Here is a 23,857-nt window from a genome sequence, read left to right on the forward strand (position 1 = left end):
TTAAATGTGGATGAGGTTTAATCAGCTAAACCCCACAATTAATAACTAAATATCCAAAAAGCCTCAATTGTTTGGTCTATTTGGTTTCCCAAAGTTCAAAAATTATTCACAAATTTGTTTATTTTTCCACAAAAAAATCATTAAACTTAGATTAATAATTGATTATCAGCCATTTACAAAAGTATTGATATAATATTAAAAGATATAGGGTATTTCAAAACCCCTTTTTTATGCTTAACATTGTATTAATATTATGGAAAAAAGTTATCAAAATAGCAATACTGGCGATAGAAATAGCCAAAGAGGTTTTGGAAAAAATCTATTCTTAGAAAGTTTCCGAAATGAAACTGGCAAACTACCTCCTCAAGCAGTTGAACTTGAAGAGGCGGTTTTGGGTGCATTAATGATTGAGAAAGATGCACTTACCTCGGTTGTTGATATTCTTCAACCATCAAGTTTCTACAAAGAATCTCATCAGAGAATATATAACGCAATTCTTCAATTATTTGGTAAATCAGAGCCAATAGATATGCTCACCGTAACTACTCAGTTGAGGAGTAACGGTGAGCTTGAGTTTATTGGTGGTGCTTCTTACTTAGTAAAATTGACGAATAAAGTAAATTCGGCAGCAAATATTGAATATCATGCTCGTATTATTACTCAATCTGCTATCAAGCGTGATATGATTAAGATTGCGGGAGACATTTTGAAAGATGCTTATGAAGATACTACCGACGTATTTACGCTTTTAGATAAAATCGAACAAAATTTCTTTGAAATTTCTGAGCGTAATATTCGTAAAAACTACGCCGATGCAAGCACAATCATGCGTGCAACCATTGAAGAATTGGAGAAAAAGAAAAATAATAAAGATGGCCTCACTGGTGTAGCCAGTGGCTTTACTGCTCTTGACCGCATCACGAGTGGTTGGCAAAATACTGAATTAACCATCATTGCAGCAAGGCCAGCGATGGGGAAATGTTTAGGAAAAGGCACTAAAGTTTTGATGTTTGACGGTTCTCTGAAAAATGTTGAAGATATTGAAACAGGTGAACTTCTAATGGGTGACGATTCTACTCCAAGAACAGTTCTTTCGATAGCACGAGGTCAAGAAAAAATGTATTGGATTCGCCAAAACAAAGGCATTGACTATCGTGTAAATGAAAGCCATATCCTGTCACTTAAAAGAAGTAGGAACGAAGGAAAACACAAAAAAGGAGAAATACTGAATATAACTGTAAAAGAGTTTCTTGAAAAATCAGACAAATTCAAAAGCAATTATAAAGGATATAAAGTTGCAGTTGAATTTGATGAAAAAAGTCTTGAAATTGAACCCTATTTCTTAGGTCTCTGGCTTGGAGATGGACATTCTTACAGTTCAAGAATAACAAATGTTGATACTGAAGTTGTTGGATATTTAGACCAATATGCTCAAAAATTAAATCTTGAACTGGTTACGTATCAGCAAGAAGGAAAAACTAATAATTATGCAATTACAAAAGGGTTTAAAGGACAGCAAGACTACTTTAGTATTCAGAATGAACTTAGAGAACTGAATTTGCTACAAAACAAGCATATTCCTCAACATTATTTAATTAATTCTACAGAAAACCGTTTAAACCTTTTAGCTGGATTGTTAGATAGTGATGGTAATTATGATGCTAAATTTAATTGTTTTGAGATTACTCAAAAAAATGAAGAATTAGCCAAGCAAATAAAATTCTTGTGTGATAGTTTAGGTTTTAGAACTTCTATTAAAGAAAAAAAGACAACAATAAAGTCCCTAAATTTTGAAGGCAAAGCGTTTAGAGTAAGGATTTTTGGAAACTTAGACTCAATTCCAACGAAGATTGAGCGTAAACAAGCTCGACCACTAAAAGCAAAAGCAGATTGGAGAGTTACAGGAATAAAAGTTGAGTTTGACAAAGTTGATAATTATTATGGGTTTGAAATTGATGGAAATCGTCTTTTTTTACTCGAAGATATGACAGTCACTCACAATACCGCCTTTGTAGTCTCTGCTATGCGTAATGCTGCTGTTGAGTGGGGAGTTCCTGTGGCTTTATTTTCATTAGAGATGTCAGCAACTCAGTTAATGCTTCGTTTGATTTCGGCAGAAGCTGAAATTGACAGTAATAAACTACGTAAAGGCAAACTCGAAAACCATGAGTGGGTTCAGTTGCACCAAAAAATAAAGAATTTATCTTCAGCACCAATTTATATTGATGACACCCCTGCCCTTTCTATATTGGAAATGCGTGCTAAGTGTCGTCGTTTGAAAGCACAGTTTGATATTGGATTGGTTATCATTGACTACTTACAATTGATGACTGCCGAAAGTGGCGGTGGTGGAAAAGGAAATCGTGAACAGGAAATTGCTGCGATTTCAAGAGCCATGAAAAACCTTGCCAAAGAAATTAATGTACCAGTAATTGCACTTTCGCAGTTAAGTCGTGCAGTAGAAACTCGTGGAGGAGACAAGCGTCCGCAGCTTTCAGATTTACGTGAATCGGGGTCTATTGAGCAGGATGCAGACATGGTTATGTTCTTGTATCGTCCAGAATACTATAAAATTACTCAAGACGAACAAGGTAATTCAACCGAAGGAGTTGGTGAGGTAATTATTGCCAAAAACCGTAGTGGAGATGTGGATACTGTGAAACTCAAATTTATTGGTAAATACACTAAGTTTACAGATTTAGATGGCTTCTATACACCACTTCCAGGTCAGGATAATTTTGGTGATTTCAATATGCCAAAACCAATCAATACAACTGGGGCCTTAGATAATTTCGAAAGAAGTGCACCACCAAGTTCAAATACAGGAGGGGGGACAGTCACGCTTGGAAGCAAAGCAAATCAACCAAGAAATCTGGATGCCGAGACCGATTTCCCGTTCTAAAAAAATTAACAGCAAAATTCATTTAACTATAATGATTGGTGTTTTTGACTCAGGTATAGGTGGACTAACATTACTGCACGAAATAATTAGGCAATTGCCCAATGAGCAATATTGCTATTATGCAGATACTGAAAATGTACCATACAGCACCAAAAGTGAAGAACAAATCAAAGAATTTGTAGAGAGAGCAGTTAATTATTTTCTTCAACGCAATGTAAAAGCCATCGTTTTGGCGTGCAATACAGCTACCAACGTTTGTGTTGAAGATTTACGAAGTCGATTGAATATTCCAATTATTGCCATTCAGCCTGCTGTTAAGGTTGCGGTTGATAACGATACTGTTGAGTTTAATTCACAACGCAAAAACATTTTGGTCTGTGCAACTCCGATAACGCTACGCTCAGCAAGATTCCAAAGATTGGTTGATTCACTGAATGCTGATGGAATTGTAGAAAGAATGGCATTGCCTGAACTTGTAAAACTTGCTGAGAAAGAAGAGTTTGGGAAAGAGGCCGAACTGTACATCGAACAAACACTGGCTCAAATAGATATAAAAAGTTTCGGCTCAATTGTTCTTGGATGTACTCATTTTACATACTTTGAGCCGATATTTTATCAATTAGCTCCCCAATTAAGTATTTTTGATGGAAATGAGGGTACAGCTCGGCATCTCAAAAACATTTTGGGCAAACTAAATCTACTTGCACAGAAAGGTGAAAAACCATTTTCGGTTGAGTATATCGAATCTGGGAAACCTACCAAAAATTTAGCTCGATTTGAAAGGTATATTGCCCGAATTGAGCAATTAACATAATACCTTTCTCATCACAAAATCATTCATCCAATACGTTCCAATTGGAATATCTTCTTCTTTAATTATCTCAAAACCTACTTTTTCGTAGAAAAAACGTGCTTTGTTGTAACGATTTACATTCAAATCTAAGTTTTCAGCCCCTAAGTTCTTAACTGTTTGCTCAACTTCATTTATTAGCTTTCTTCCGTATCCACCGCCCTGAAAGTCAGGATTTAAGTATAGTTTATTCAATTTAAATGTATTTACAGTATCAGTTTTGACCGAAAATGAAGCAAATGCCAAAACATCATCACCTAAAAATTGTAAAATAAAAGTTTGACCTTCATCCATTTGATTTGCTAATGCATCTTCACTATAAATTTCATCAAACATAAATTTTGGTTGTTCTTTTCCTAAGATGGGTTCGTAAGTAACAAACCAAGTTTTATTAGCGATTTCTCGAATCACTTTAATATCTTTGTGAGTTGCAACTCGATAGCTTAATTCCATTTACTTTCTCAATTTTTGATTGCAAATATAAATTATGCTTGCATAACATTTTGTTAATTTGTATTTAATTTTACGACTCAAATGATGTTCGTACCACAATAATTTATGAAACCACTAATATTAGTAACAAACGACGACGGAATCACATCTAAAGGAATATCAGTTCTGATTGAAGTTATGAAGAAAATCGGAGAAGTTTTTGTAGTTGCTCCCGATAGCCCAAATTCAGGAATGGGCCATGCCATAACGGTTGATAGTACGATTCACGTTAAGAAAAATAAAATTTTCAAAAACATCGAAGCCTACGAATGTTCAGGCACTCCAGCCGACTGCGTAAAACTGGCTAAGCATCATTTTCTAAAAGACCGCAAAATTGACCTTGTAGTTAGTGGTATCAATCATGGACTTAATTCATCTATATCGGTCATTTATTCAGGTACGATGTCGGCCGCTGTGGAGGGTGCAATCGAAGGGATTCCTTCAATTGGTTTTTCACTCGATGATTTTAAATATGATGCCGAGTTTTCGCATGTAAAACGTTGGATAAAACGAATTACTGAAAAGGCTTTGGCAAACGAATTTCCAGCGAATGTAGCTTTAAACGTTAATTTCCCTGCATATTCTGAAACACCAATTAAAGGAATAAAAATTTGTCGCCAAACCAATGGCTACTGGCATGAAGAATTTGATGCCCGTAAAGACCCTCATGGAAGACCATATTTTTGGATGGGTGGCGATTTTGTCAACCGTGAACCAGAAGCTACTGATACCGATATTTCGGCATTAAATCAAAATTATGTTTCGGTTGTGCCTGTGCATTATGACATGACAGCCCACAAAACTATCAAAGACTTAAAACGTTGGAAATTGTAAACTCATTCAATTAATTAGTTGCTTAAAGCACTGATTAAAAGTGTTTTCGACAAAATAATAAATCAGAGTATTATAAAATACTTAGACAAAAACCTATTATTTTTGAAATTATAAGCCTAATTGATTACTTTATTCAAGACAAAATATATGGCAGTATTAGGAAGACTACTAAAGGGTAGTATCAAATTTACAAGCACGATTCAACAAATAAGAAAAATAAAACCTGCTAAATGGCAGAAAAAAGCTTTTACCAAATTATTATCAAAAGCTCGATATACACAATTTGGTGAAAAATTCAATTTTGAAGAAATTCTCAGTTCGGCCATCTTTGAAGAAGGTAATGAGTTTTACGAAAAATTCAAGCAAAATGTACCTATTTATGATTATACAAAAATATACAACGAATGGTGGTACAAGGCTCGTTTAGGAGAAAAAAATGTTTGTTGGCCAGGTAAAGTTAAATATTTTGCTTTGAGTTCGGGAACGTCAGATGCAGCATCGAAGGCAATTCCTGTTACAAAAGACATGATTAAGGCTATCCAGCGTACAAGTATAAATCAAATTATCACGCTTGGACAATACACCGAACTTCCAGCAGATTTATTTGAAAAAGGTTATTTAATGTTGGGTGGAAGCACCGCCCTAAACGAAGTTGATTCGCATTATGAAGGTGATTTGAGCGGGATTACAACTGGTACGATTCCGATATGGTTTCAGAATTTTTACAAGCCTGGCCAAAAAATCTCCGCCCTTCGAGACTGGGAAAATAAATTAGAAGATATAACGGTTAATGCACCTAATTGGGATATTGGTTTCTTGGCGGGTGTGCCAGCATGGCACACAATCCTTCTTGAAAGAATTATTGACCGCTATAAATTAAACAATATCCATGATTTGTGGCCAAACCTTACAGCCTTTGCTTGGGGTGGGGTTTCGTTAGAGCCATACAAACAAGGTCTTGAAAAATTATTTGGTAAACCTGTTATCTATATCGAAACCTATATGGCTTCTGAAGGTTTCTTAGCCTACCAAGACCGACCAGATGGCAATCTAAGATTGGTATTAAACAGAGGAATTTTCTTTGAGTTTATCCCTTTCAATGAAGATAATTTCGATGAGGATGGAAATTTGGTTTCCAATCCAGAGACCTTGATGGTTCAAGATGTCAAAGAGGATGTTGATTATGCACTTTTGATTTCAACTTGCTCTGGTGCATGGCGTTATTTGATTGGTGATACTGTGAAGTTTACCGACAAAAAACGTATGGAAATAAAAATTACAGGAAGAACTAAGCACTTCTTGAGTTTGTGTGGAGAACACCTTTCGGTTGACAATATGAACAACGGTATTGAGCTTGTCTCAAAAGACTTGGGGCTTGATATTCGTGAGTTTACAGTCATCGGTATTAAACACCCACCGCTGTTTGCTCACCAGTGGTATGTGGCCTCTGATGTTCAAGTGAATGAAGAGGAATTTTGTAAATTATTGGATGAAAAACTTTGCGAACTCAACGACGACTATGCCGTTGAAAGACGACACGGTTTAAAAAATGTATTTGTGAAAGTACTTCCTCAACAAGCGTTTTACGATTGGATGAAAAAGAAGGGAAAAGTTGGAGGTCAACACAAATTCCCAAGAGTTTTGAAGGGAAAACTCATTGACGAATGGCAAGATTTTTTGAAAGAGAATTATTCATAAGCAAAAAGAGCGAGATTGTGGCCTCGCTCTTTTTACTTAACTATATTTTTATATTATCAGAGTCCGTATTTAACGATGCAATACAAAGCTCTAAAACCATCTTTCCAATTTATTTTCTTACCCTCTTCATAAGTACGCCCATAGTAAGAAATGCCTACTTCATAGATTCTTATTCCTTTGATTTTTGCAATTTTAGCAGTGACCTCTGGTTCAAATCCAAATCTTCTTTCTTGCAAATTTAGACTTTGTACCATCTTTGTATTGAATAACTTGTAGCATGTTTCCATATCAGTCAAGTTCAAATTATTGAACATATTTGACAGGAATGTAAGCAATTTATTACCGATTGTATGCCAAAAAAACAAAATTCGGTGAGCATTTCCCCCCATAAATCTTGACCCAAAAACCACATCTGCATGGCCATCAAGTACAGGTTTGAGCAGTATATTAAATTCGTTAGGGTCGTATTCAAGGTCTGCATCTTGAACAATCAAATATTCACCTTTTGCTTCCTTAATTCCTGTATGTAATGCCGCACCTTTACCTTTATTTACTTCGTGTTTAAGATAAACAATATTGGTTGGTGAAGTTGTTTTAAATCTTAAGATTTCGCCTTCTGTGTCATCTGTCGAACAGTCATTTACGACAATAATTTCTTTTTCTATTCCATTCAAAAGCTGAACATGGGCCACTTTCTCTAAAACACTTTGAATGGTTTTTGCCTCATTATATGCGGGAATTATTACTGATAATTTATTCAAAACAAGTATTAGTTTGGCTTAATTTGTACATTTTTTAATGTACAAAAATATATAAATTCTCTGCATTGACTGAGTTTTTTTTATAATTTCTATCTAATTTAAATACCTCTGGTGGAGTCGTAGTAAATATTAATACTGCGTCAAAACTACCTTTTGAAAAATCTAAAACTTTAGTATAATTAGTCATCTGAATTGGTGTAAATATAGCACTTCCCCTCAATTCATACATTATAGGGTATAAAATATCACTGCCATATTCTTCTCCCGACTTTACCCCGATGTTCTTAACACCTTTTTCTTTTAAATAGGCAATTAGTATTTGCATATCTTTAGCTTTTTTTTCTTCCATGTGAAAGAAATGAGCAATTCTTGGTTCAGTAAAATATGTTTTGGTAGTTAATGGTCGAAGTTTTATCAATGGTCGATTAAAACAAAACACAGCAAAAAAAACACTTAAAACGCCTAAAATACTAATTGAAATCTTAGAAAACTTTATTTCTCCGACCCAAAAAGCCGTTGGCACACTCATAAATAAAAAGACAGGAATATGTAGTCTTGAATGCCAAATCTGCCATTTTATTTGAAAACAAAAAAGAAAAAAAGAAATCAAACCAAAGATAGTAATTGCTTTTAGAGGCGAATTTTTCGACTTAAATACAAAAAATAAAGCAGGGATGAAAAGTACAAAATGTAGAAAATTCCCAGCATTATCTTCGGTCATGCCCAACATCGGTAAATCAAATGGAGTGAAAGAGGTTGCTGGGTCATTTACATCTAAACGAAGAATGCTATTATGAAGGAAATAGATAAATTTTTCAGCCATTAAATGCAGGCCCGGTACAGAAAAATGTAAACTAATATTACGGAATATTACCGATAAAAAACTTGGTATTGAATGTGATTGATTATTATAGACATAAAATAATTCTTTTGAAACACCCAAAGGCGAGCCAATCAATACATAATTTCTAAAATAAAACGTCCCGCAAATCAACAAAAATGGCAATATTAATAAAGTTAAAAAGCCTAACTGTGACAAAAACGTAGTTTCTTTCTTATAAACCTTAATCAACTTCATTATTCCCCAATACATACAAATTGGAAAAAGAAACACATAAGCAGTTCCTTTGGTTAAAATTGCTTCTCCAACCGAAATTCCACTAAAAATGGCCGTTGAAGATTTATTTTCATTCAAATTCTTGAGCAAGAAATACGCAGTCATTATAATAAAAAATGATACAGTAACATCATTTTGGGTCGAGGATGATTGCAAGATTACCATCGGAATGGTTCCAGCGACAAAAAAACTTAAATATTGAACCTTTCTGTTAGCTCCCGCAATTTCGGCAAGTAAACTTACACCAGCACAAGCCCCTAAAGCAAAAAGCCATTGAATAATAAAACTAAAAGTATCAAAGTTTTGCAGAACCCTAAACTGTAAAATCATATATTCGGCCAAAGGTGGCTGGTATAGCATACGGTCGGTTTGGGTAGCAAAATAATTAACGTTTTTATGTTGAATCCAAAACTCAATTCGTGTTAAGTGATAAACAGTCGAATCAATCGTATTTGGAGCATAGAGAACACCCGAAAGAAAAGTGAAAAAGAAAATTGCACCAACAACCCAAAATAATTTATTTTCTTTTATTGGTACAAATGAAAATTTAGGAAGTTGACCTCGGTTAGTATAATTATAAATGATTAGAAGAATGGTCGAGGAACTCCAAAAAATCAAGCAACCTTTAAAGTCTATTGCGTTAAAAAAACCGAGTGATTCGACACAAATCCAACTAAGTAATGCAAAAATTTGTAGAGATAAACAGAAACTCAAACGCCAAGATAAATTAGAAAAAACCTTAATTGAAAGAATTGCATTGATAAGAAAGAGAAGCAATAGCCACATACTTGATATTTTTTTGATAAATATTGGGCAAAAAAAGGCAAAATAAAACTTATTACAAACTTTCTTATTAGTTTTTTAAGGACATCCAAAACTTTGTTATAATTTTGAGGGTTGAATAATGATACTATCCAAAATCTAAGCAAATTTTTAAAAAATGGCAGAAGTAATCAGAATGCCCAAGATGAGCGACACCATGACAGAGGGTGTAATTGCGGCATGGAACAAGAAAGTTGGTGATGTTGTAAAATCAGGTGATATTTTAGCTGAGGTCGAGACTGATAAGGCTACCATGGATATGGAGTCTTATTATGACGGAACGCTACTTTATATAGGTGTTGAAAAAGGTCAGGCCGTGCCAGTGGATGCTATTATGGCTGTAATCGGTAAACCAGGTGAAGATTATCAAAGTTTATTAGGCGGAAATGCTCCAGTGGCAGCACCTACTGCCGAGCCAGCTCCAGTTGCAGAAGCTGCCCCAGTTGCAGCCGCTCCAGCAGTTGATACTTCAAATATCAAAGCAAAGGTTGTAACAATGCCACTTTTGAGCGATACCATGACTGAAGGTGTGATTCATACATGGTTGAAAAAAGTTGGAGATAAAGTAAAATCAGGTGATATTTTAGCAGAAATCGAAACTGATAAAGCTACAATGGAACTTGAGGCTTATGAAGACGGAACTCTATTATATATAGGTGTAGAAGCTGGTAAAGCAGCCAAAGTAAATGCAGTTATCGCAGTCATCGGTGAAGAGGGTGCAAATTACCAAGCATTACTTGGAGCAAGCACCAGTGCTGCTGCCCCAACTGCTGCCCCTGCTCCTACTGAAGCACCAAAAGCCGCTACTCCTGCACCAGTCGCAGCTCCAGCTGCAGCACCTGTGCAAGCTTCAAATAGCAATGGTAGAATTTTAGCTTCACCATTGGCCAAAAAACTTGCAGAAGAAAAAGGCATCAAACTAGCAGAAGTAAGTGGTTCTGGCGAAGGTGGTAGAATTGTAAAATCAGACGTTGATAACTTCACGCCAAAAGTAGCCGAAACAAAAGCTGTGGCTTCTTCTGCTCCAGTTGCAGTTGCTGCGGGTGTTGAAAGTTATGAAGAAATCGGATTGACACAAATGCGTAAGGCTATTGCTCGTAGCTTGGCTGAATCTCAATCGTCGGCTGTTGATTTCCAATTAACAATGGAAATTTGCATGGATAAAGCAATCCAAGCACGTGAAGTGATGAATCAAGCTTCACCTGTGAAGATTTCATTCAACGATATGGTATTGAAAGCTTGTGGAGTAGCATTGAAAAAACATCCAAACGTCAACTCTTCATGGAGAGACGACCATATCAGACGTAACGCACACGTACACATTGGTATGGCAGTAGCGATTGCCGAAGGCTTGGTTGTACCTGTAATCAGATTTGCTGATACTCTTCCGCTTTCGGTTTTAGCAGCAACTACCAAAGATTTAGGCGGAAAAGCTAAAAATGGCAAACTCCAACCAAAAGACTGGGAAGGAAATACATTTACGGTAAGTAATTTAGGTATGTTTGGCATTGAATCGTTTACTTCGATTATCAACAATCCTAAAAACGAATCTTGTATTCTTTCAGTTGGTGGAATTAAAGAAATTGTAGCAGTTAAAAACGGCCAATTCTATGCTACGAGTGTAATGAAAGTTACTCTTACATGCGACCACCGTGTAGTTGATGGTGCAACAGGTGCGGCTTTCTTGGTAACATTAAAAGAATTGCTCGAAGAGCCTTATAAATTATTGGTTTAAAAGTTCTGTGCATTTAGTATATGAAAAAGATAAATCCTCCGTATAGTTGGCTAACAATCTCTCTATGGGGGATTTGTTTTGTATCAACCTTTACAGTTTCGGCACAAGTAAAAGAAACACCGAAACAGCGAATGGCTCAGTTTTATAATTGGACCAGCAAAGAAAACATTCCATTTGAAGGAGATTGCTATGAAGCTGATGGTGTTGATGTTACTAAAATTGATATGATGTGTATTCAAAAATATCTCAAGTCAATTGAAGCAACTGGCTTATTTTCAAGCATTTACATCAAAGGTTTACAACAAGAGTTTGTAAAGAAACAAGCTGATATTAAAAAAAATGGATACGCAGAAGGCATTGATTATGATAGATATACGCTATCGCAAGACCCGCCTTCTGTGAAAGAATTGCTTTTTGCTTTAAATAATAGCTCTACAACGGCTATCAATGGAAATAAGGCAAAAGTGGTAGTTAAGCTTAAAAAGCCATACAGTATTAGTTACATTTACTCTTTGGATTTAGAGAATAATGTTTGGAAATTATCAAAAATAGAATCGAAATAATTTAATGCAAAAAATACACGCAACCACTGTTTTGGGGGTAATTCATAACGGAAAAGTAGCTCTTGGGGCAGATGGACAAGCAACTATGGGTAATACTGTTGCTAAAAGCAATGTCCGCAAGGTTAGAAAATTATATGGAGGAAAAATTTTAGCAGGCTTTGCTGGCTCAACTGCCGATGCTTTTACTTTAATCGAACGTTTTGAAGAAAAACTCAACGCTTTCGGTGGAAATATGAAGCGTGCAGCAATCGAATTAGCAAAAGATTGGCGTACAGACCGTTTTTTGAGAAAGTTGGAAGCTATGTTGATTGTAGCCAATGAATCTGAAATGCTAATAATTTCTGGAACTGGCGATGTACTTGAACCCGATAATCAAATTGCTTCAATTGGTTCGGGCAGTATGTATGCTCAGTCGGCAGCAATTGCTCTTAAAAGACACGCATCTGATTTAACAGCCGAACAAATGGTACAAGAAGGCTTAAACATTGCCGCAGATATTTGTATTTATACAAACCACAATATTATTATCGAGACACTCTAAGATTGTGGTCTCTTAGATGAACAAAAAAGACGAATTTTTTAATTCGTCTTTTTTATTGTCTATTCTGATGTAATTAATTCATCATATTTTTCATAGATATAATCTTCTTTTTCATAAAATCTATCAGAAAGTACCAACAAAACGGCACTCTCTGAAAAATCGTACATGGTATGCCAATCTCTTGGTTCGAGCAGAACACACTTATCAGGTGTATCTAAAATAAAAGTTTCTTCAGTTTCTCCATTATGAACATATACTTTACATGACCCACTCACACAAGTAAGGGCATTGTAAGCCAGTTTATGTCGATGTCCTCCACGAACCTGATTAAAAGCATTATAGATGTAAAAAATGCGTTTAATACCATTTGTAAGAACCTTTTCAAAAACTGTTAAACTTCCCTTTTCTGATAAAAATGTTTGTAATTCCAATAAGGTTGCCATGCAAATAATATTTCTAAATAAAACCCAAATTTATCTATGATTTATACAACTTAACAATAAAACTATTTTATAAATTAATGCAATCGTTCCCGATAACGTTGCCAATATACAAAAGTAATATTATTTACAACCGCAAGGAAACTTCATTTGTTTTGCCTTGTCTTTATCAACCAAAATTTGCCAATCTTTAGGTTTTGGAATAAATACTACTTTTCCTGCCCCCGGGAAAATTGTTGATTGTGTTGGTTGACCAATTGCAGTTGTTATTTGTTGATACATTTTGGTTGGTATTAAATCAACACAAACGTTTATTCCTGCAAAATCATTGTATTGAAAATACTTTACAAAATGTTCTAACTGTTGGTCATTAAAAGTATTTATTATTTTTGTTGCTCTTTTCCAGCCTTCAATATATGTACTATCATTTGGCGTTGCCCAGTTTCCAATTCCAACCCCAATAAACCCTTTTATGGCCGAATCATGTACGTGGCTGTAATATCCTCCAATAACTTTCTTTTCATGAAAACGACTCAAAGCATATACATTACAGGTTCGTTGAAAAATTGGACATAGGTTTTCTCTTAAACCTGTACCATCTCCACCAACAATACAAAACGGAAAATCCATTACAGCTTCTCCTTTTTGCATTTTTACTTGCTGCATATAACCAAAAAAATTCTTATCAAACTCAAAAGGCTTCTGTGAGTAGCGGTATTTGTAAACTACTGACAGTTCAAGAACAAAAAAAGTTGTAAAAACCAACAACAAAAATTTATTATACGGCAATTTTCTTACATCAGTTGGCAGAAAAAAACAAGAGAAAATAACAGGTAACAAGGAAGTAAACCTCGATGGCACCCGATTGTATGCTCCCCACGGGAAGATTTTTAGTGTAGGTATTTTATTTGGATGATAAAAAGTAGAAATCAATAACAGGATAATCAGTGGCACGAATACTAACCAAAACTGTTTTCGATTGCTAAAAAAACCAATGATTCCCAAACTCAAACAAACCCAGCCTGGACTTCCCGACCCCAGTCCTTCGGGCATATCTTTCAAAAGGTGCGTAAATGGATTATGTAATGCACTAAAATTCGGAAAATATGGCAATAACATCCGTAGCGGGTGACTCCAAAAATGCGGAGCATTGGCATCATCAAGATGAAATGATTTAGCTTCAAAATAGATTTGCAATACTAAAGGCAAATACAAAAACATAAATATCAAGCTCGGAACACTTAATATAAAATAGAATATTGGTGAACGCTTTAAATCATCAAACCAGTCGATAAGATACTTTCTTAGTTGATTTTCGCCTTTTGCAATCCTTTTTACTATGATTACCAACACAGCAATAAAACTTATTACAAAGCTATTCAGGGCAAATCCGCAAATATAACCCAGATTCATTCCGAGAGTAGCAAGGAGTATAAATACCTTTAAAAATACCCATTTTAATGAAATATCTTCTTTGAGAATGATTCGTTTAACTAAAATAAAGTCCGTAAAAAGGCTCAGAATTGCCCAATGAATTGTGCTATGATTGTAATGGTGCGGATATTTGTTTAGGGCATAAAAATTAAAGAAAGTAACCACAAAACCCACAAAAAGGGCCTTTGGCTCCCCAAAATCCTTTTTCAAGATTAGATAAGAGCCTAAAAATGAAACGATTAAACTAAGAATGTAATAATAGTTTAACCAAGCTCCATGACCGAAATTGTTGTAGAAAAAAGTAAACCAGTAATTGCTTTCGAGCGACCAGTCAGAGAAAACTTGTGTAGTGCCGAAAGGATAAAACGTTTGATTATGATTAAAAACTAAACTCGGAAATGGCTTGAAAGTAAGATGCTGTGAAAGATAATAACCCACATATTCCCATTCATCAACATCTCCACCACCCGAAAGGGGCATCGAAAAATTTCTAATAAAAAAAACGCCATATAAAATTGGTAATAATATGGCCAGTGATATGAAGAGGTAATTTCTATTTTTAACGGTCATTCATCTAATTTTATAATAATTTGGCAGCCGCCTCATCAATCCATACAAAAGAGTTTGTGTGTAGTTTGAAAACCGTTGAAGGTAATTCTACGCTTGGTTCTTGGTCAAAAGTTTGTTTCAAAACCTCTGCCTTTCGTTCTCCTGTGGCTATCAAAATTGCAACTTTTGTTTCCAAAAGATGTTTCAACCCGATGGTTATACCTTGAGTAAGCGTAGTACTTTCTTTAAAATATTTCTGCCCTATACTTATTGTTACCTCAGCGAGTTCGGAAACATGACAATAATTGTCGAAGCTATAACCAGGTTCATTTAGGCCGATATGACCATTTACGCCTACCCCAACAATTATTAAATCGGCTCCTCCTTTACTAAAAAGTAAATCATCTACTCTTTTGCATTCCGATTCGAGGTCATCTGTCATTGAATCAAAAAAAGTATATTGTGAAGGATTTACACCGAGAGGTTTCAATAAGTTATCTTCAACAATGTATCGGCAACTGCCTTCGCTGGTTGCAGGAATACCCACCCACTCGTCAAGACCAACTACTGTTACTTTCGCAAAATCAGCAGGTTGAGCCAGCTCAACTATTTTTTTGTAAGTTAAAACTGGAGTATCGCCCGATGTTAGAATTAATGTTGCATTTGGCTTATTTCTAACTAAATCTATAATATATTGGGCTGTGTGAGCTGCAAGCTGCTCGGGGTTTTGAAAGGTCTGTAATTGCATTGATGAATGTCATATTTTTGAACAACTCAAAACTATCATATTAATTTTGGATTTACAATTACTCAATAAATATCTTTGATAGAAACCCTATTTAAAATTTCAAAAAGAAAACTTCGTTATAGAAATACTAAAGACCTATTATTAGAATCCTACAATGTTTAGACTGCTACTAACTCTTTTGCTACTTCCGAGTTTTCTGACTGCCCAAAGCATTTTGCTGAATGGTAAAATATTTGACGAAACTGAACGCACTCCACTTCCTTTTGTAAGTATTCGGGTTAAAAACACCTCGAAAGGTACTCAGAGTAATGCTGACGGCGAATTTTCAATAAAAGTAAAATCATTAAAAGACACCTTAGTATTCAGCTTCGTAGGCTACGCTACAAAACAATTTTCTGCCCAAGAAATTGTAAAAAATGGTAGAGGTATATTTCTTAAATCGAAAAATAAAGATTTGAATGAAGTAGTAGTTCGTCCAGAAGAAAATCCTGCATGGGAAATCATTAGACGAACCTTGAAAAATAAAGAACAAAACGCACCCGATAAATTGGATTCGTATCAGTGCGATTCGTACACAAAAATAGTACTTTCGATTGATAGTCTAAAAGTTGTCACGAAACGAGATACTTCAAAATTGACCAGAAAGAAGTCGGCCACACTATATGTTCAAGAAAATTATTCAAAGATTATTTATGAAAAACCCGCAAGAAAAAAAGAGACAATCATTGCTTCGATTGGTAATTGGCCTGTCACTTATACTTACATAACGAATGTAATTCCGCTTGATGTTAACCCTTTCGGATTTTATAATGAACTTTTCAATTTTACACTTCTGAAGCGTTTTTATGTAAACCCGCTGAACCAACAAACTTTTAAACAATATGATTTTGAACTGAAAGATACACTTATACACGAAACTGATTCAACATTCATCATCAATTTTAAACCATATAAAAGTAAAAATTTTGAAGGTTTAACAGGCACTTTGCAAATAAATAGTGCTGGTTATGCTTTAGAAAACTTAAAAGTAAAACCGTCAGATACCTTGCAATTTACATCTTTTGAGCTGAATCAAACTTATCACCGAGTTTCGGGCAAATGGTTTCCGTTAAAGTCTGAAATGAATATTTTAGGAAATTATGGAAAAAATGGTTTAAATGGCTACGGTAAAGCACAAATCACGAGTATTTACAGTAATGCCATTCTTGACCAAGACATTGATAATAAGCTATTTGATGAGTCAAATCGGGAAATGCTACCAAATGCAACAGTAATTTCTACGGCTGACTTCAAGAAATACAGAACTGATAGTCTCACAAAACGAGAAAAAGATGCTTACGAGCTTTTTCATCGGTCATCAAAAACAGAAAAACTGTTAAAGTTAGACTCTATTGCCAACCCATATTTGATGGGGATGATGTCGGGTGTATATGAGATTGGAAAATTTGAGGTTTTGACCGATTATTTACTTTTGCTTAGCAATAGCTACGAAAGAGTCAGAATTGGCATTGGTTTTCAAAATAATCAGCGGCTAAAGCCCAAATTTAGAATTATGGGAACGGCTGGCTACGGTATTTATGATAAGAAGTTTAAATATCAAGGTATTGTAAGCTGGCACATAACTCCAGACCGATATAATCGTTTGTCGCTTTCTTACAAAGATGATTATGGAATACCTGCAAGCACCAGCTTTTTGAAGCCAAACTATTATATGGAAGCCATGACAACGACTCCCTATTCAGCCCGTGACAGTGTGCTGATTAGAGTTGATAGAGTTAGAAACTACGGTATTTCTCTTTATTTTAGACCACTTAGATATACTTGGTGGAAGTTATCGCTTGAAAATGAACTACGAATTCCGAAATATAAATATCAATTTGCCGAAAACATGTCTTTTCAGACAACTGAAGTTAAACTTGATATAAGATTTGCTTATCGAGAAATTCTTAATCGTGTTGGGCGTATCGAAAGTGTAATTAATCGATGGTATCCAATCATCAACTTGCAGTTTGTAAGAGGTTTACCTTCATTCAACGGTAACTATGACTACTGGAAAATAAATACCAGTATGGAATACCAAATTAGATTTAAGCGAATTGGTTTTTCGGAAATAAACCTCAATAGCGGTTATTCAGATGGCAAAATCCCCTATCCTTTTCTTTATGGGGCAACAGGTGGCCGTGGTACGATTAGTCTAAATGCTGGTAGCAATACCACATCATTTAAAACGCTACCTTATGGTGCTTACCTATCCGATAGGTTTATTTCACTCACCACAAGACATAATTTTGGCAGAACATTGATTCGGCCAAGAAATAAATATATCCAACCTTCAATTACGCTATTTAATAATATTATTTATGGCGATTTATCGAACCCTCAAGAGCACCAAAGTATAGTTTTCTCCACACTCAACAAGGGTTATTTCGAAGCTGGAATCGAAATTAAAGACTTGGTTAGAGTACCTTTCAAATCGCTGTTTTTAGGTACAGGCTTAGGTTTTGCCTATCATTATGGCAAAAGTTCATCAACTAATATTAAAGATAACTTTAGAGTTTATTGGTTGGGTATTCTGCCAAGTTTCTGATTCATTGAGTAAAATTTAGACTGAGTATTTTGTATTCATAAAAAACTATTTTAACTTTCTTGTTATCAATATTTTAGCAAGTTAAATAGCCTATTATGAAAACTTTTTATTTGGGTATCACTCTTTTGCTTTTTTCTTATTTAGTACAAGCTCAAGTTCCAAAATCAGAAGATTCTTTGAGGATTTTCTTACAAACCAAACCAAAAGACACACTCTACATTTGGGCAATGAGGCCTTATGCTTTAAAATTAATTTATGAAAAGGCTGATTATAAAAAAGCTGACTCTCTTGCTGAAGCTATCAAATCTCTTGCTGAAAAACTTAATTATGGTCGTGGGATTTATTTTCATTACCTAATAAAAGGAATTGTCAACAACCAAAAAGCACTATACAAGGAAGAACTTGCCTTCTACGAAAAAAGCTTAATGGCAGTTGAAAAATATAAATTAAACAACTATTTAAGAGAAGCAGCATTAGGAAATATAGCCTTAGCTCATCGAAACCTCGGTAATAAAGATAAAGCAATGGAGTGGGCATTAAAAGCAATTGAATTGCAAGAAAAAAACAATTTCCCTTTAAAATTTTTAGATGCTGGCCCTTACGGCTTGGTTTCAGGGGTTTTGAAAGCTTACAAAAAGCCCCTTGAAGCTATAAAATACACACTAAAAGCTTTAGAAATTGTAACAAAAAAAGAAGATTTGCAAGGTATGGGTATTCAAGAAAACAAACTTGGAAACTTGTATGATGATATGGGGAAGGAAAAAGAAGCACTTTCACATTATTTGAAAGGACTTGATTATGCTAAAAAAGCAAACTATCTATTATTACAAACCGATTTATTATCAAACGTTGGGCGAACTTATGCCAATCTTGGGCAGCCTAAGAAAGGTGAGCCATTTCTTTTGGAAAACGAAAAACTTTGTCGTCAGTTAGAATCAGCGGTGGGTTTGCAGACAGCGACTGGTATTTTGGGGGAATTTTATTTAGAACAAAAAGATTACCCAAAAGCTGAAAAATATCTTAATGAAGCATATCAATTAAATAACAAAGTTGAGGATATAGATGATAAATTATATGCTACCGAGATATTATCATCCTTTTATTCAAAGACAAATAATTTTAAAAAGGCATATAACTTATTGAAAGAATATAATGCTCTCAAAGATTCGAGTGCAAAAATCGAATCAGAGGAACTTTCAAGAGATTTATTGGCAAAATACGAAACTGAAAAGAAAGAAACCCAAATTAAGCTATTGAATGAAGAAAGCAAATCTGCTAATTTTCAAAAAAATGCGTATTTGATTGGAGGAATACTCATCATTTTATTAGCTTCATTCATGTTTTTTTCACTTCAAAATCGAAACAAATTAAAGCGTTTTGAAGAACAACAGTTTTTGAGAAATCGTATTGCGGCTGACCTCCACGACGAAATCGGTAGTACGCTAAGTAGTATTTCTATTTTATCTGAAATCGTAGCTATGCAACAGAAAAAGGGTGAGTATAAGCCCGAAATCATGTCGCAGGTTAGTAATGATGCCCGAGAGGTTATTGATAAAATGGATGATATTATCTGGACAATAAATCCATCAAATGATAATTTCTCTAATCTGGAAACACGCATTAAAACCTTTGCCATTCCACTTTTTGAATCAAAAGACATCAATTTCGAATTTAAATTTTCACCTGAACTCGAAAATATTAAAATTGATATGAGCAAACGTAGGGATATTTATCTGATTTTGAAAGAAGCTATCAATAATTTAGTAAAGTATAGTGAATGTAAAAATGCAAAAATTGAAATAGATATCGTAAACTCAAAAATCATTTTTACAGTCATTGACGATGGTCGTGGCTTTGATATAAATGCTCAATCGAGTAGAAACGGGCTTAAAAATATGAAAATGAGAGCAGAGAAAATTGGTGCAGAATTAAAGATAGAAAGCAAAGTAGGTGAAGGAAGCAAAATAGCCTTAGGGATTTCAAACTACTAACCCAACCAAAATTGCATGAAATTATTAAGGTTATTAGTGTCATTTTTCTTTACAACATTTGTCTTGATTTTGAATTGTAAAGCAAATTCAGAATCTGACTCTTTGGCAAATAAGTTATCTAAAATGCCCAAAGACACAAATTATATTAGAGCAGCCGAGCAGTATGCTTGGAAGCTACTCAATTACTTAGATGATGAAAAAAAAGGAGAAAACATTTTACGTGAAGCCGAGAAATTGGCTATAAAACTCAACGATTATAAGGGAATTGTACACACAAATTGGTATCTCGGATATTTATACATCCGTTTTGAAAAAATTGATGAGTCAATAAAATACTTTCGAAAAGCAGAATTATTTGTTGATAAATACAAATTACCACCCAACGAAAGACAAAAAGTTTATTCGGGTTTGGGTTTGTGCTACGATTATATCAATCAATTTGATAAAGCTGCCAAATATTTATCTCAAGCGATTGAACTCACCGAAAAACACAACCTTAACGAATATGTATTACATGCTTATCTTGTATTAGCAGTAATTTATAGAAATATTGATGAAAAAAAATATATGACCTTTACCCCAAAAATTGAAAAATTAATTGATAAAGAAAAAGTACCGCAATTTAAATATTTGGCAGAGTTAGCATTAGCCGCACATTACATAAATTATAAGGATTTAAAAAAAGCTAAATACCATGTCTTAAATTCGTATTCCATTGCAAAAAAATATTGTCATAAAATAGCAATTATTCCAAGTTGGTTGGCTATTAGCAGTACTTACATTGCCCAAAAACAACTTGATAGTGCTTATATTTATATAAATCAGTCAATAAAATTGGCAGAAAACCTAAAAAATGAGCTTCGAATGGCAGATTCATATTCAAGTATGGCTTTCTATTATGAGAAAAAAAAACAATTTAAGCTCTCAGAAAAATACCTTTTAAAAACATTGGAAATTGATAAAAAAAGAAATTATGGATTGAAAACACAATTTGATTATAAAAAATTAGCAGACCTAAATGTTATACTCGGCAACTACAAAAGAGCTTATGATTTTAAAGTCAAAGCCTCCGAACTAAACGATTCGTTGTTTTCAACAAATTTGACAATGAAAGTAAACGCACTCGAAATGGAGAAGCAAGATATAAAATTTAAGTTATTGGAATCAGAGAATAAAAATTCGATTTTTCAGCGAAACGCCATTCTCTTTGGTGGAATTATAAGCATTCTATTTGCCATTATAAGTATAGTTTTAATCATCAATCGTAATAAATACAAAAAATTAGAAGCAGAACAAAGACTAAGGAATCAGATTGCGGCTGACCTGCAGGACGAAATTGGTAGTACCCTTAGTAGTATTTCAATTTTGTCTGAAATTGTGGCGTTACAACAAAAAAAAGGAGATTCAAAACTCCAAATCATGCAGCAAGTAAGCAATGATTCAAGAGAAGTGATTGATAAAATGGATGATATTATCTGGACAATAAATCCATCAAATGATGATTTTTCTAATCTGGAAACAAGGCTAAAATCTTTTGCTATTCCGTTGCTCGAGTCAAAAGACATTGATTTCAAATTTAAATTTTCAACCGAACTCGAAAATATTAAAATTGATATGAGTAAACGCCGTGATATATATCTGATTTTGAAAGAAGCTATCAATAATCTCGTAAAATATAGTCAATGTAAAAATGCACAAATTGAGGTGTTTCTTGAAAATTCAAAAATCAATTTCAAAATTAGTGATGATGGAATTGGCTTTGATACCAACGAAGCATCTTTACGCAATGGACTTAAAAATATGAAAATGCGTGCTGAAAAAATCGGGGCTATTTTTAGTTTAAATAGTGAAATAGGCAAAGGTACACAGGTAATTTTGGCTGTATCAATATCATAGTATTAATCTAAACTTCATGAAAATTAGCAGGCTGTTATTTGTATTCATACTTTTTATTGTTTTAGTTCCCTACTGCAAAGCCAACTCTGAATCTGATTCTTTGGAAATTTTACTACAAAAAATGCCCAAAGACTCAAATTATGTAAGGACAGCCGAACAGTATGCGTGGAAGTTGTTAAACTACTTAGATGATGAAAAAAAAGCAGAAAAAATTTTACATGAAGCCGATAAAATAGCTCTCAAGATAAATGATTATAAAGGCGTTGCTCGTATAAATTGGAATTTCGGTATTTTATATTTGAGGTATGAGAAACTTAATGAAGCACTAAATTCCTTTCAAAAATCTGAAAATTATGTAAATAAATACAACCTGTCACCTAATGAAAAACAATTGGTCTATTCAGGGCTCGGTACATACTATGAATTTGTGAATCAATATGATAACGCATTTAAATACATTACTCAAGCAATCGAACTTACTGAAAAATTCCATCTGAGCGAATACATTTTACCAGCATACATAATAATGGCAAGAATGTATATTCCAATTGACGTAAAAAAGTATGAGGTATATACTAAAAAATCAATACTACTAATTGAAAAAGAAAAAAATAAACAAGCTCGTTATCTTGCAGAATTAGCTCTGTCAGACTTTTATGTCCAGAAAAAAGATTATTTAAAATCAAAATATCATTCACAAAAATCGCTTTTTTATGCTAAAAATTATTGTCGACCAGCATCAATCATTTCAAGTTGGATATCATTGAGTTCAATCTATATTAGACTAAATCAACTTGATAGTGCTTACAATTACATAAACATGTCAGTCAAATTAGCTGAAAAATTAAATAACGATTTTAGAAAAGCTGATGCTTATGCAAGTATGGCAATGTACTACGAATTTAAAAAACAATACAAATTAGCAGAGAAATACAATCTAAAAACACTTGAAATTGATAAAAAAGGAAACTATGGTTTAGGAGTCAAACTTGATTATGATAAATTGGCCGACCTAAATTTATTATTAAAAGACTATAAAAAAGCACATGACTACCGAGTAAAATCATATAAATTAGAAGATTCGTTGTTTTCACTCAAATTATCTACGAGCGTCAATAGGCTCGAAAAAGAAAAACAAGAAGCTAATTTGAAGCTACTGAAACTCGAAAACGAGAATTCAATATTTCAACGAAATGTTTTTTTGATAGTTGGGATACTAAGTATATTATTAGGTATCATTAGTATTGTTTTAATCATCAATCGAAATAAATACAAAAAATTAGAAGCAGAACAAAGACTAAGGAATCAGATTGCGGCTGATTTACACGATGAAATTGGCAGTACTCTAAGTAGCATTTCAATTTTGTCAGAAATTGTGACTTTCCAGCAAAAAAAAGGAGATTCAAAGCTCGAAATCATGCAACAAGTCAGTAATGATGCTCGTGAGGTAATAGACAAAATGGATGATATTATCTGGGCCATCAATCCTCAAAATGATTCTTTACAAAATCTTGAAACTCGACTCAAATCGTATGCAATTCCGATATTTGAATCGAAAGAAATTGAGTTTAAAATTGATTTTTTAGCAATTTCTGAAAATATTAAGATAGATATTAGCAAACGCCGAGACATCTATTTGATTTTGAAAGAAGCAATCAATAATTTAATCAAATATAGCAATAGTAAAAATGCGGTTATCGAGGCCAAATTAGAAAACAAATTTATTGTTTTTGAAATAATTGACAATGGTATTGGTTTCGATATAAATGCAGCATCTCAAAGAAACGGACTCAAAAACATGAAAATGAGAGCTGAGAAAATCGGTGCGACTTTAAATATAAATAGCACAATAAGTAAAGGAACACAAGTAATATTAACCGTGCCATTATAAAACCAT

17 protein-coding genes are annotated in these 23,857 nt (G+C 34.0%); 11 read left to right on the top strand and 6 right to left on the bottom strand.

Features of this window, described 5'->3' with window-relative positions:
* Positions 1-253 precede the first annotated feature (253 nt).
* Both dnaB and murI read left to right on the top strand, forming a co-directional pair.
* Positions 254-2,902, top strand: a complete 2,649-nt coding sequence (dnaB, locus tag IEX65_RS06080; protein WP_188765127.1) for a replicative DNA helicase — start codon at positions 254-256, stop codon at positions 2,900-2,902.
* Between the two features lie 31 nt (positions 2,903-2,933).
* On the top strand, positions 2,934-3,716 hold the full coding sequence (murI, locus tag IEX65_RS06085) for a glutamate racemase (protein ID WP_188765128.1): 783 nt from the start codon (positions 2,934-2,936) through the stop codon (positions 3,714-3,716).
* Here murI and IEX65_RS06090 read toward each other — a convergent pair.
* The gene (locus tag IEX65_RS06090; RefSeq protein WP_188765129.1) at positions 3,708-4,205 is read right to left on the bottom strand and encodes a GNAT family N-acetyltransferase; all 498 of its coding nucleotides are present in this window, start codon (positions 4,203-4,205) and stop codon (positions 3,708-3,710) included. The genes murI and IEX65_RS06090 overlap by 9 nt on opposite strands.
* A gap of 105 nt (positions 4,206-4,310) precedes the next feature.
* On the opposite strand from IEX65_RS06090, the gene surE reads away from it, so the two are divergent.
* The gene (surE, locus tag IEX65_RS06095; RefSeq protein ID WP_188765130.1) at positions 4,311-5,078 is read left to right on the top strand and encodes a 5'/3'-nucleotidase SurE; all 768 of its coding nucleotides are present in this window, start codon (positions 4,311-4,313) and stop codon (positions 5,076-5,078) included.
* 147 nt (positions 5,079-5,225) lie between these two features.
* Positions 5,226-6,776 carry a GH3 family acyl-acid amido synthetase gene (locus IEX65_RS06100; protein WP_188765131.1) on the top strand — a complete coding sequence of 517 codons (1,551 nt, stop codon included), beginning with the start codon at positions 5,226-5,228 and terminating at the stop codon, positions 6,774-6,776.
* Between the two features lie 56 nt (positions 6,777-6,832).
* On the opposite strand, the gene IEX65_RS06105 is transcribed toward IEX65_RS06100, so the two are convergent.
* Both IEX65_RS06105 and IEX65_RS06110 read right to left on the bottom strand, forming a co-directional pair.
* Complete coding sequence (locus IEX65_RS06105; RefSeq protein WP_188765395.1) at positions 6,833-7,546, bottom strand: glycosyltransferase family 2 protein; 714 nt, start codon at positions 7,544-7,546, stop codon at positions 6,833-6,835.
* A gap of 25 nt (positions 7,547-7,571) precedes the next feature.
* Positions 7,572-9,440 carry an ArnT family glycosyltransferase gene (locus tag IEX65_RS06110; RefSeq protein WP_188765132.1) on the bottom strand — a complete coding sequence of 623 codons (1,869 nt, stop codon included), beginning with the start codon at positions 9,438-9,440 and terminating at the stop codon, positions 7,572-7,574.
* A 154-nt stretch (positions 9,441-9,594) separates the two neighbouring features.
* On the opposite strand from IEX65_RS06110, the gene IEX65_RS06115 reads away from it, so the two are divergent.
* The 3 genes from IEX65_RS06115 to hslV are packed head-to-tail and all read left to right on the top strand — an operon-like array spanning position 9,595 to position 12,315.
* Entirely contained in the window at positions 9,595-11,211 is a 1,617-nt protein-coding gene (locus IEX65_RS06115) for a dihydrolipoyl dehydrogenase family protein (RefSeq protein ID WP_188765133.1), read from the top strand.
* Positions 11,212-11,231: 20 nt separating this feature from the next.
* The gene (locus IEX65_RS06120; RefSeq protein WP_188765134.1) at positions 11,232-11,774 is read left to right on the top strand and encodes a hypothetical protein; all 543 of its coding nucleotides are present in this window, start codon (positions 11,232-11,234) and stop codon (positions 11,772-11,774) included.
* Between the two features lie 4 nt (positions 11,775-11,778).
* Positions 11,779-12,315 carry an ATP-dependent protease subunit HslV gene (gene hslV / locus IEX65_RS06125; RefSeq protein WP_188765135.1) on the top strand — a complete coding sequence of 179 codons (537 nt, stop codon included), beginning with the start codon at positions 11,779-11,781 and terminating at the stop codon, positions 12,313-12,315.
* 59 nt (positions 12,316-12,374) lie between these two features.
* Here the strand turns inward: hslV and IEX65_RS06130 are convergent, their stop codons facing one another.
* From IEX65_RS06130 to IEX65_RS06140, 3 genes are all read right to left on the bottom strand, one after another.
* Positions 12,375-12,758, bottom strand: a complete 384-nt coding sequence (locus IEX65_RS06130; protein ID WP_188765136.1) for a sugar 3,4-ketoisomerase — start codon at positions 12,756-12,758, stop codon at positions 12,375-12,377.
* A gap of 120 nt (positions 12,759-12,878) precedes the next feature.
* A complete protein-coding gene (locus tag IEX65_RS06135) occupies positions 12,879-14,759 on the bottom strand; it encodes a hypothetical protein (protein WP_188765137.1) in 1,881 nt (626 codons plus the stop codon).
* 10 nt (positions 14,760-14,769) lie between these two features.
* A complete protein-coding gene (locus IEX65_RS06140; protein WP_188765138.1) occupies positions 14,770-15,486 on the bottom strand; it encodes a glucosamine-6-phosphate deaminase in 717 nt (238 codons plus the stop codon).
* 154 nt (positions 15,487-15,640) lie between these two features.
* On the opposite strand from IEX65_RS06140, the gene IEX65_RS06145 reads away from it, so the two are divergent.
* From IEX65_RS06145 to IEX65_RS06160, 4 genes are all read left to right on the top strand, one after another.
* On the top strand, positions 15,641-18,073 hold the full coding sequence (locus IEX65_RS06145; RefSeq protein ID WP_188765139.1) for a DUF5686 and carboxypeptidase-like regulatory domain-containing protein: 2,433 nt from the start codon (positions 15,641-15,643) through the stop codon (positions 18,071-18,073).
* A 95-nt stretch (positions 18,074-18,168) separates the two neighbouring features.
* A complete protein-coding gene (locus IEX65_RS06150; protein ID WP_188765140.1) occupies positions 18,169-20,064 on the top strand; it encodes a tetratricopeptide repeat-containing sensor histidine kinase in 1,896 nt (631 codons plus the stop codon).
* Positions 20,065-20,079: 15 nt separating this feature from the next.
* Positions 20,080-21,960, top strand: a complete 1,881-nt coding sequence (locus tag IEX65_RS06155; RefSeq protein ID WP_188765141.1) for an ATP-binding protein — start codon at positions 20,080-20,082, stop codon at positions 21,958-21,960.
* Positions 21,961-22,081: 121 nt separating this feature from the next.
* Positions 22,082-23,851: a sensor histidine kinase gene (locus IEX65_RS06160; RefSeq protein ID WP_188765142.1), complete on the top strand. Its 1,770-nt coding sequence runs from the start codon at positions 22,082-22,084 to the stop codon at positions 23,849-23,851.
* Positions 23,852-23,857: the final 6 nt, after the last annotated feature.

This window comes from Emticicia aquatilis (assembly GCF_014644295.1).
In the GTDB taxonomy this organism is placed as follows: Bacteria; Bacteroidota; Bacteroidia; order Cytophagales; family Spirosomataceae; genus Emticicia; species Emticicia aquatilis.

Excerpts from the sequence above, each read along its gene's own strand:
- IEX65_RS06115 (WP_188765133.1), top strand. The coding sequence starts at position 9,595 with ATGGCAGAAGTAATCAGAATGCCCAAGATGAGCGACACCATGACAGAG.
- hslV (WP_188765135.1), top strand. The coding sequence starts at position 11,779 with ATGCAAAAAATACACGCAACCACTGTTTTGGGGGTAATTCATAACGGA.
- IEX65_RS06100 (WP_188765131.1), top strand. The coding sequence starts at position 5,226 with ATGGCAGTATTAGGAAGACTACTAAAGGGTAGTATCAAATTTACAAGC.
- IEX65_RS06120 (WP_188765134.1), top strand. The coding sequence starts at position 11,232 with ATGAAAAAGATAAATCCTCCGTATAGTTGGCTAACAATCTCTCTATGG.
- IEX65_RS06110 (WP_188765132.1), bottom strand. The coding sequence starts at position 9,440 with ATGTGGCTATTGCTTCTCTTTCTTATCAATGCAATTCTTTCAATTAAG.
- IEX65_RS06090 (WP_188765129.1), bottom strand. The coding sequence starts at position 4,205 with ATGGAATTAAGCTATCGAGTTGCAACTCACAAAGATATTAAAGTGATT.
- IEX65_RS06150 (WP_188765140.1), top strand. The coding sequence starts at position 18,169 with ATGAAAACTTTTTATTTGGGTATCACTCTTTTGCTTTTTTCTTATTTA.
- IEX65_RS06130 (WP_188765136.1), bottom strand. The coding sequence starts at position 12,758 with ATGGCAACCTTATTGGAATTACAAACATTTTTATCAGAAAAGGGAAGT.
- IEX65_RS06145 (WP_188765139.1), top strand. The coding sequence starts at position 15,641 with ATGTTTAGACTGCTACTAACTCTTTTGCTACTTCCGAGTTTTCTGACT.
- IEX65_RS06160 (WP_188765142.1), top strand. The coding sequence starts at position 22,082 with ATGCCCAAAGACTCAAATTATGTAAGGACAGCCGAACAGTATGCGTGG.
- murI (WP_188765128.1), top strand. The coding sequence starts at position 2,934 with ATGATTGGTGTTTTTGACTCAGGTATAGGTGGACTAACATTACTGCAC.
- IEX65_RS06140 (WP_188765138.1), bottom strand. The coding sequence starts at position 15,486 with ATGCAATTACAGACCTTTCAAAACCCCGAGCAGCTTGCAGCTCACACA.
- IEX65_RS06155 (WP_188765141.1), top strand. The coding sequence starts at position 20,080 with ATGAAATTATTAAGGTTATTAGTGTCATTTTTCTTTACAACATTTGTC.
- surE (WP_188765130.1), top strand. The coding sequence starts at position 4,311 with ATGAAACCACTAATATTAGTAACAAACGACGACGGAATCACATCTAAA.
- dnaB (WP_188765127.1), top strand. The coding sequence starts at position 254 with ATGGAAAAAAGTTATCAAAATAGCAATACTGGCGATAGAAATAGCCAA.
- IEX65_RS06135 (WP_188765137.1), bottom strand. The coding sequence starts at position 14,759 with ATGACCGTTAAAAATAGAAATTACCTCTTCATATCACTGGCCATATTA.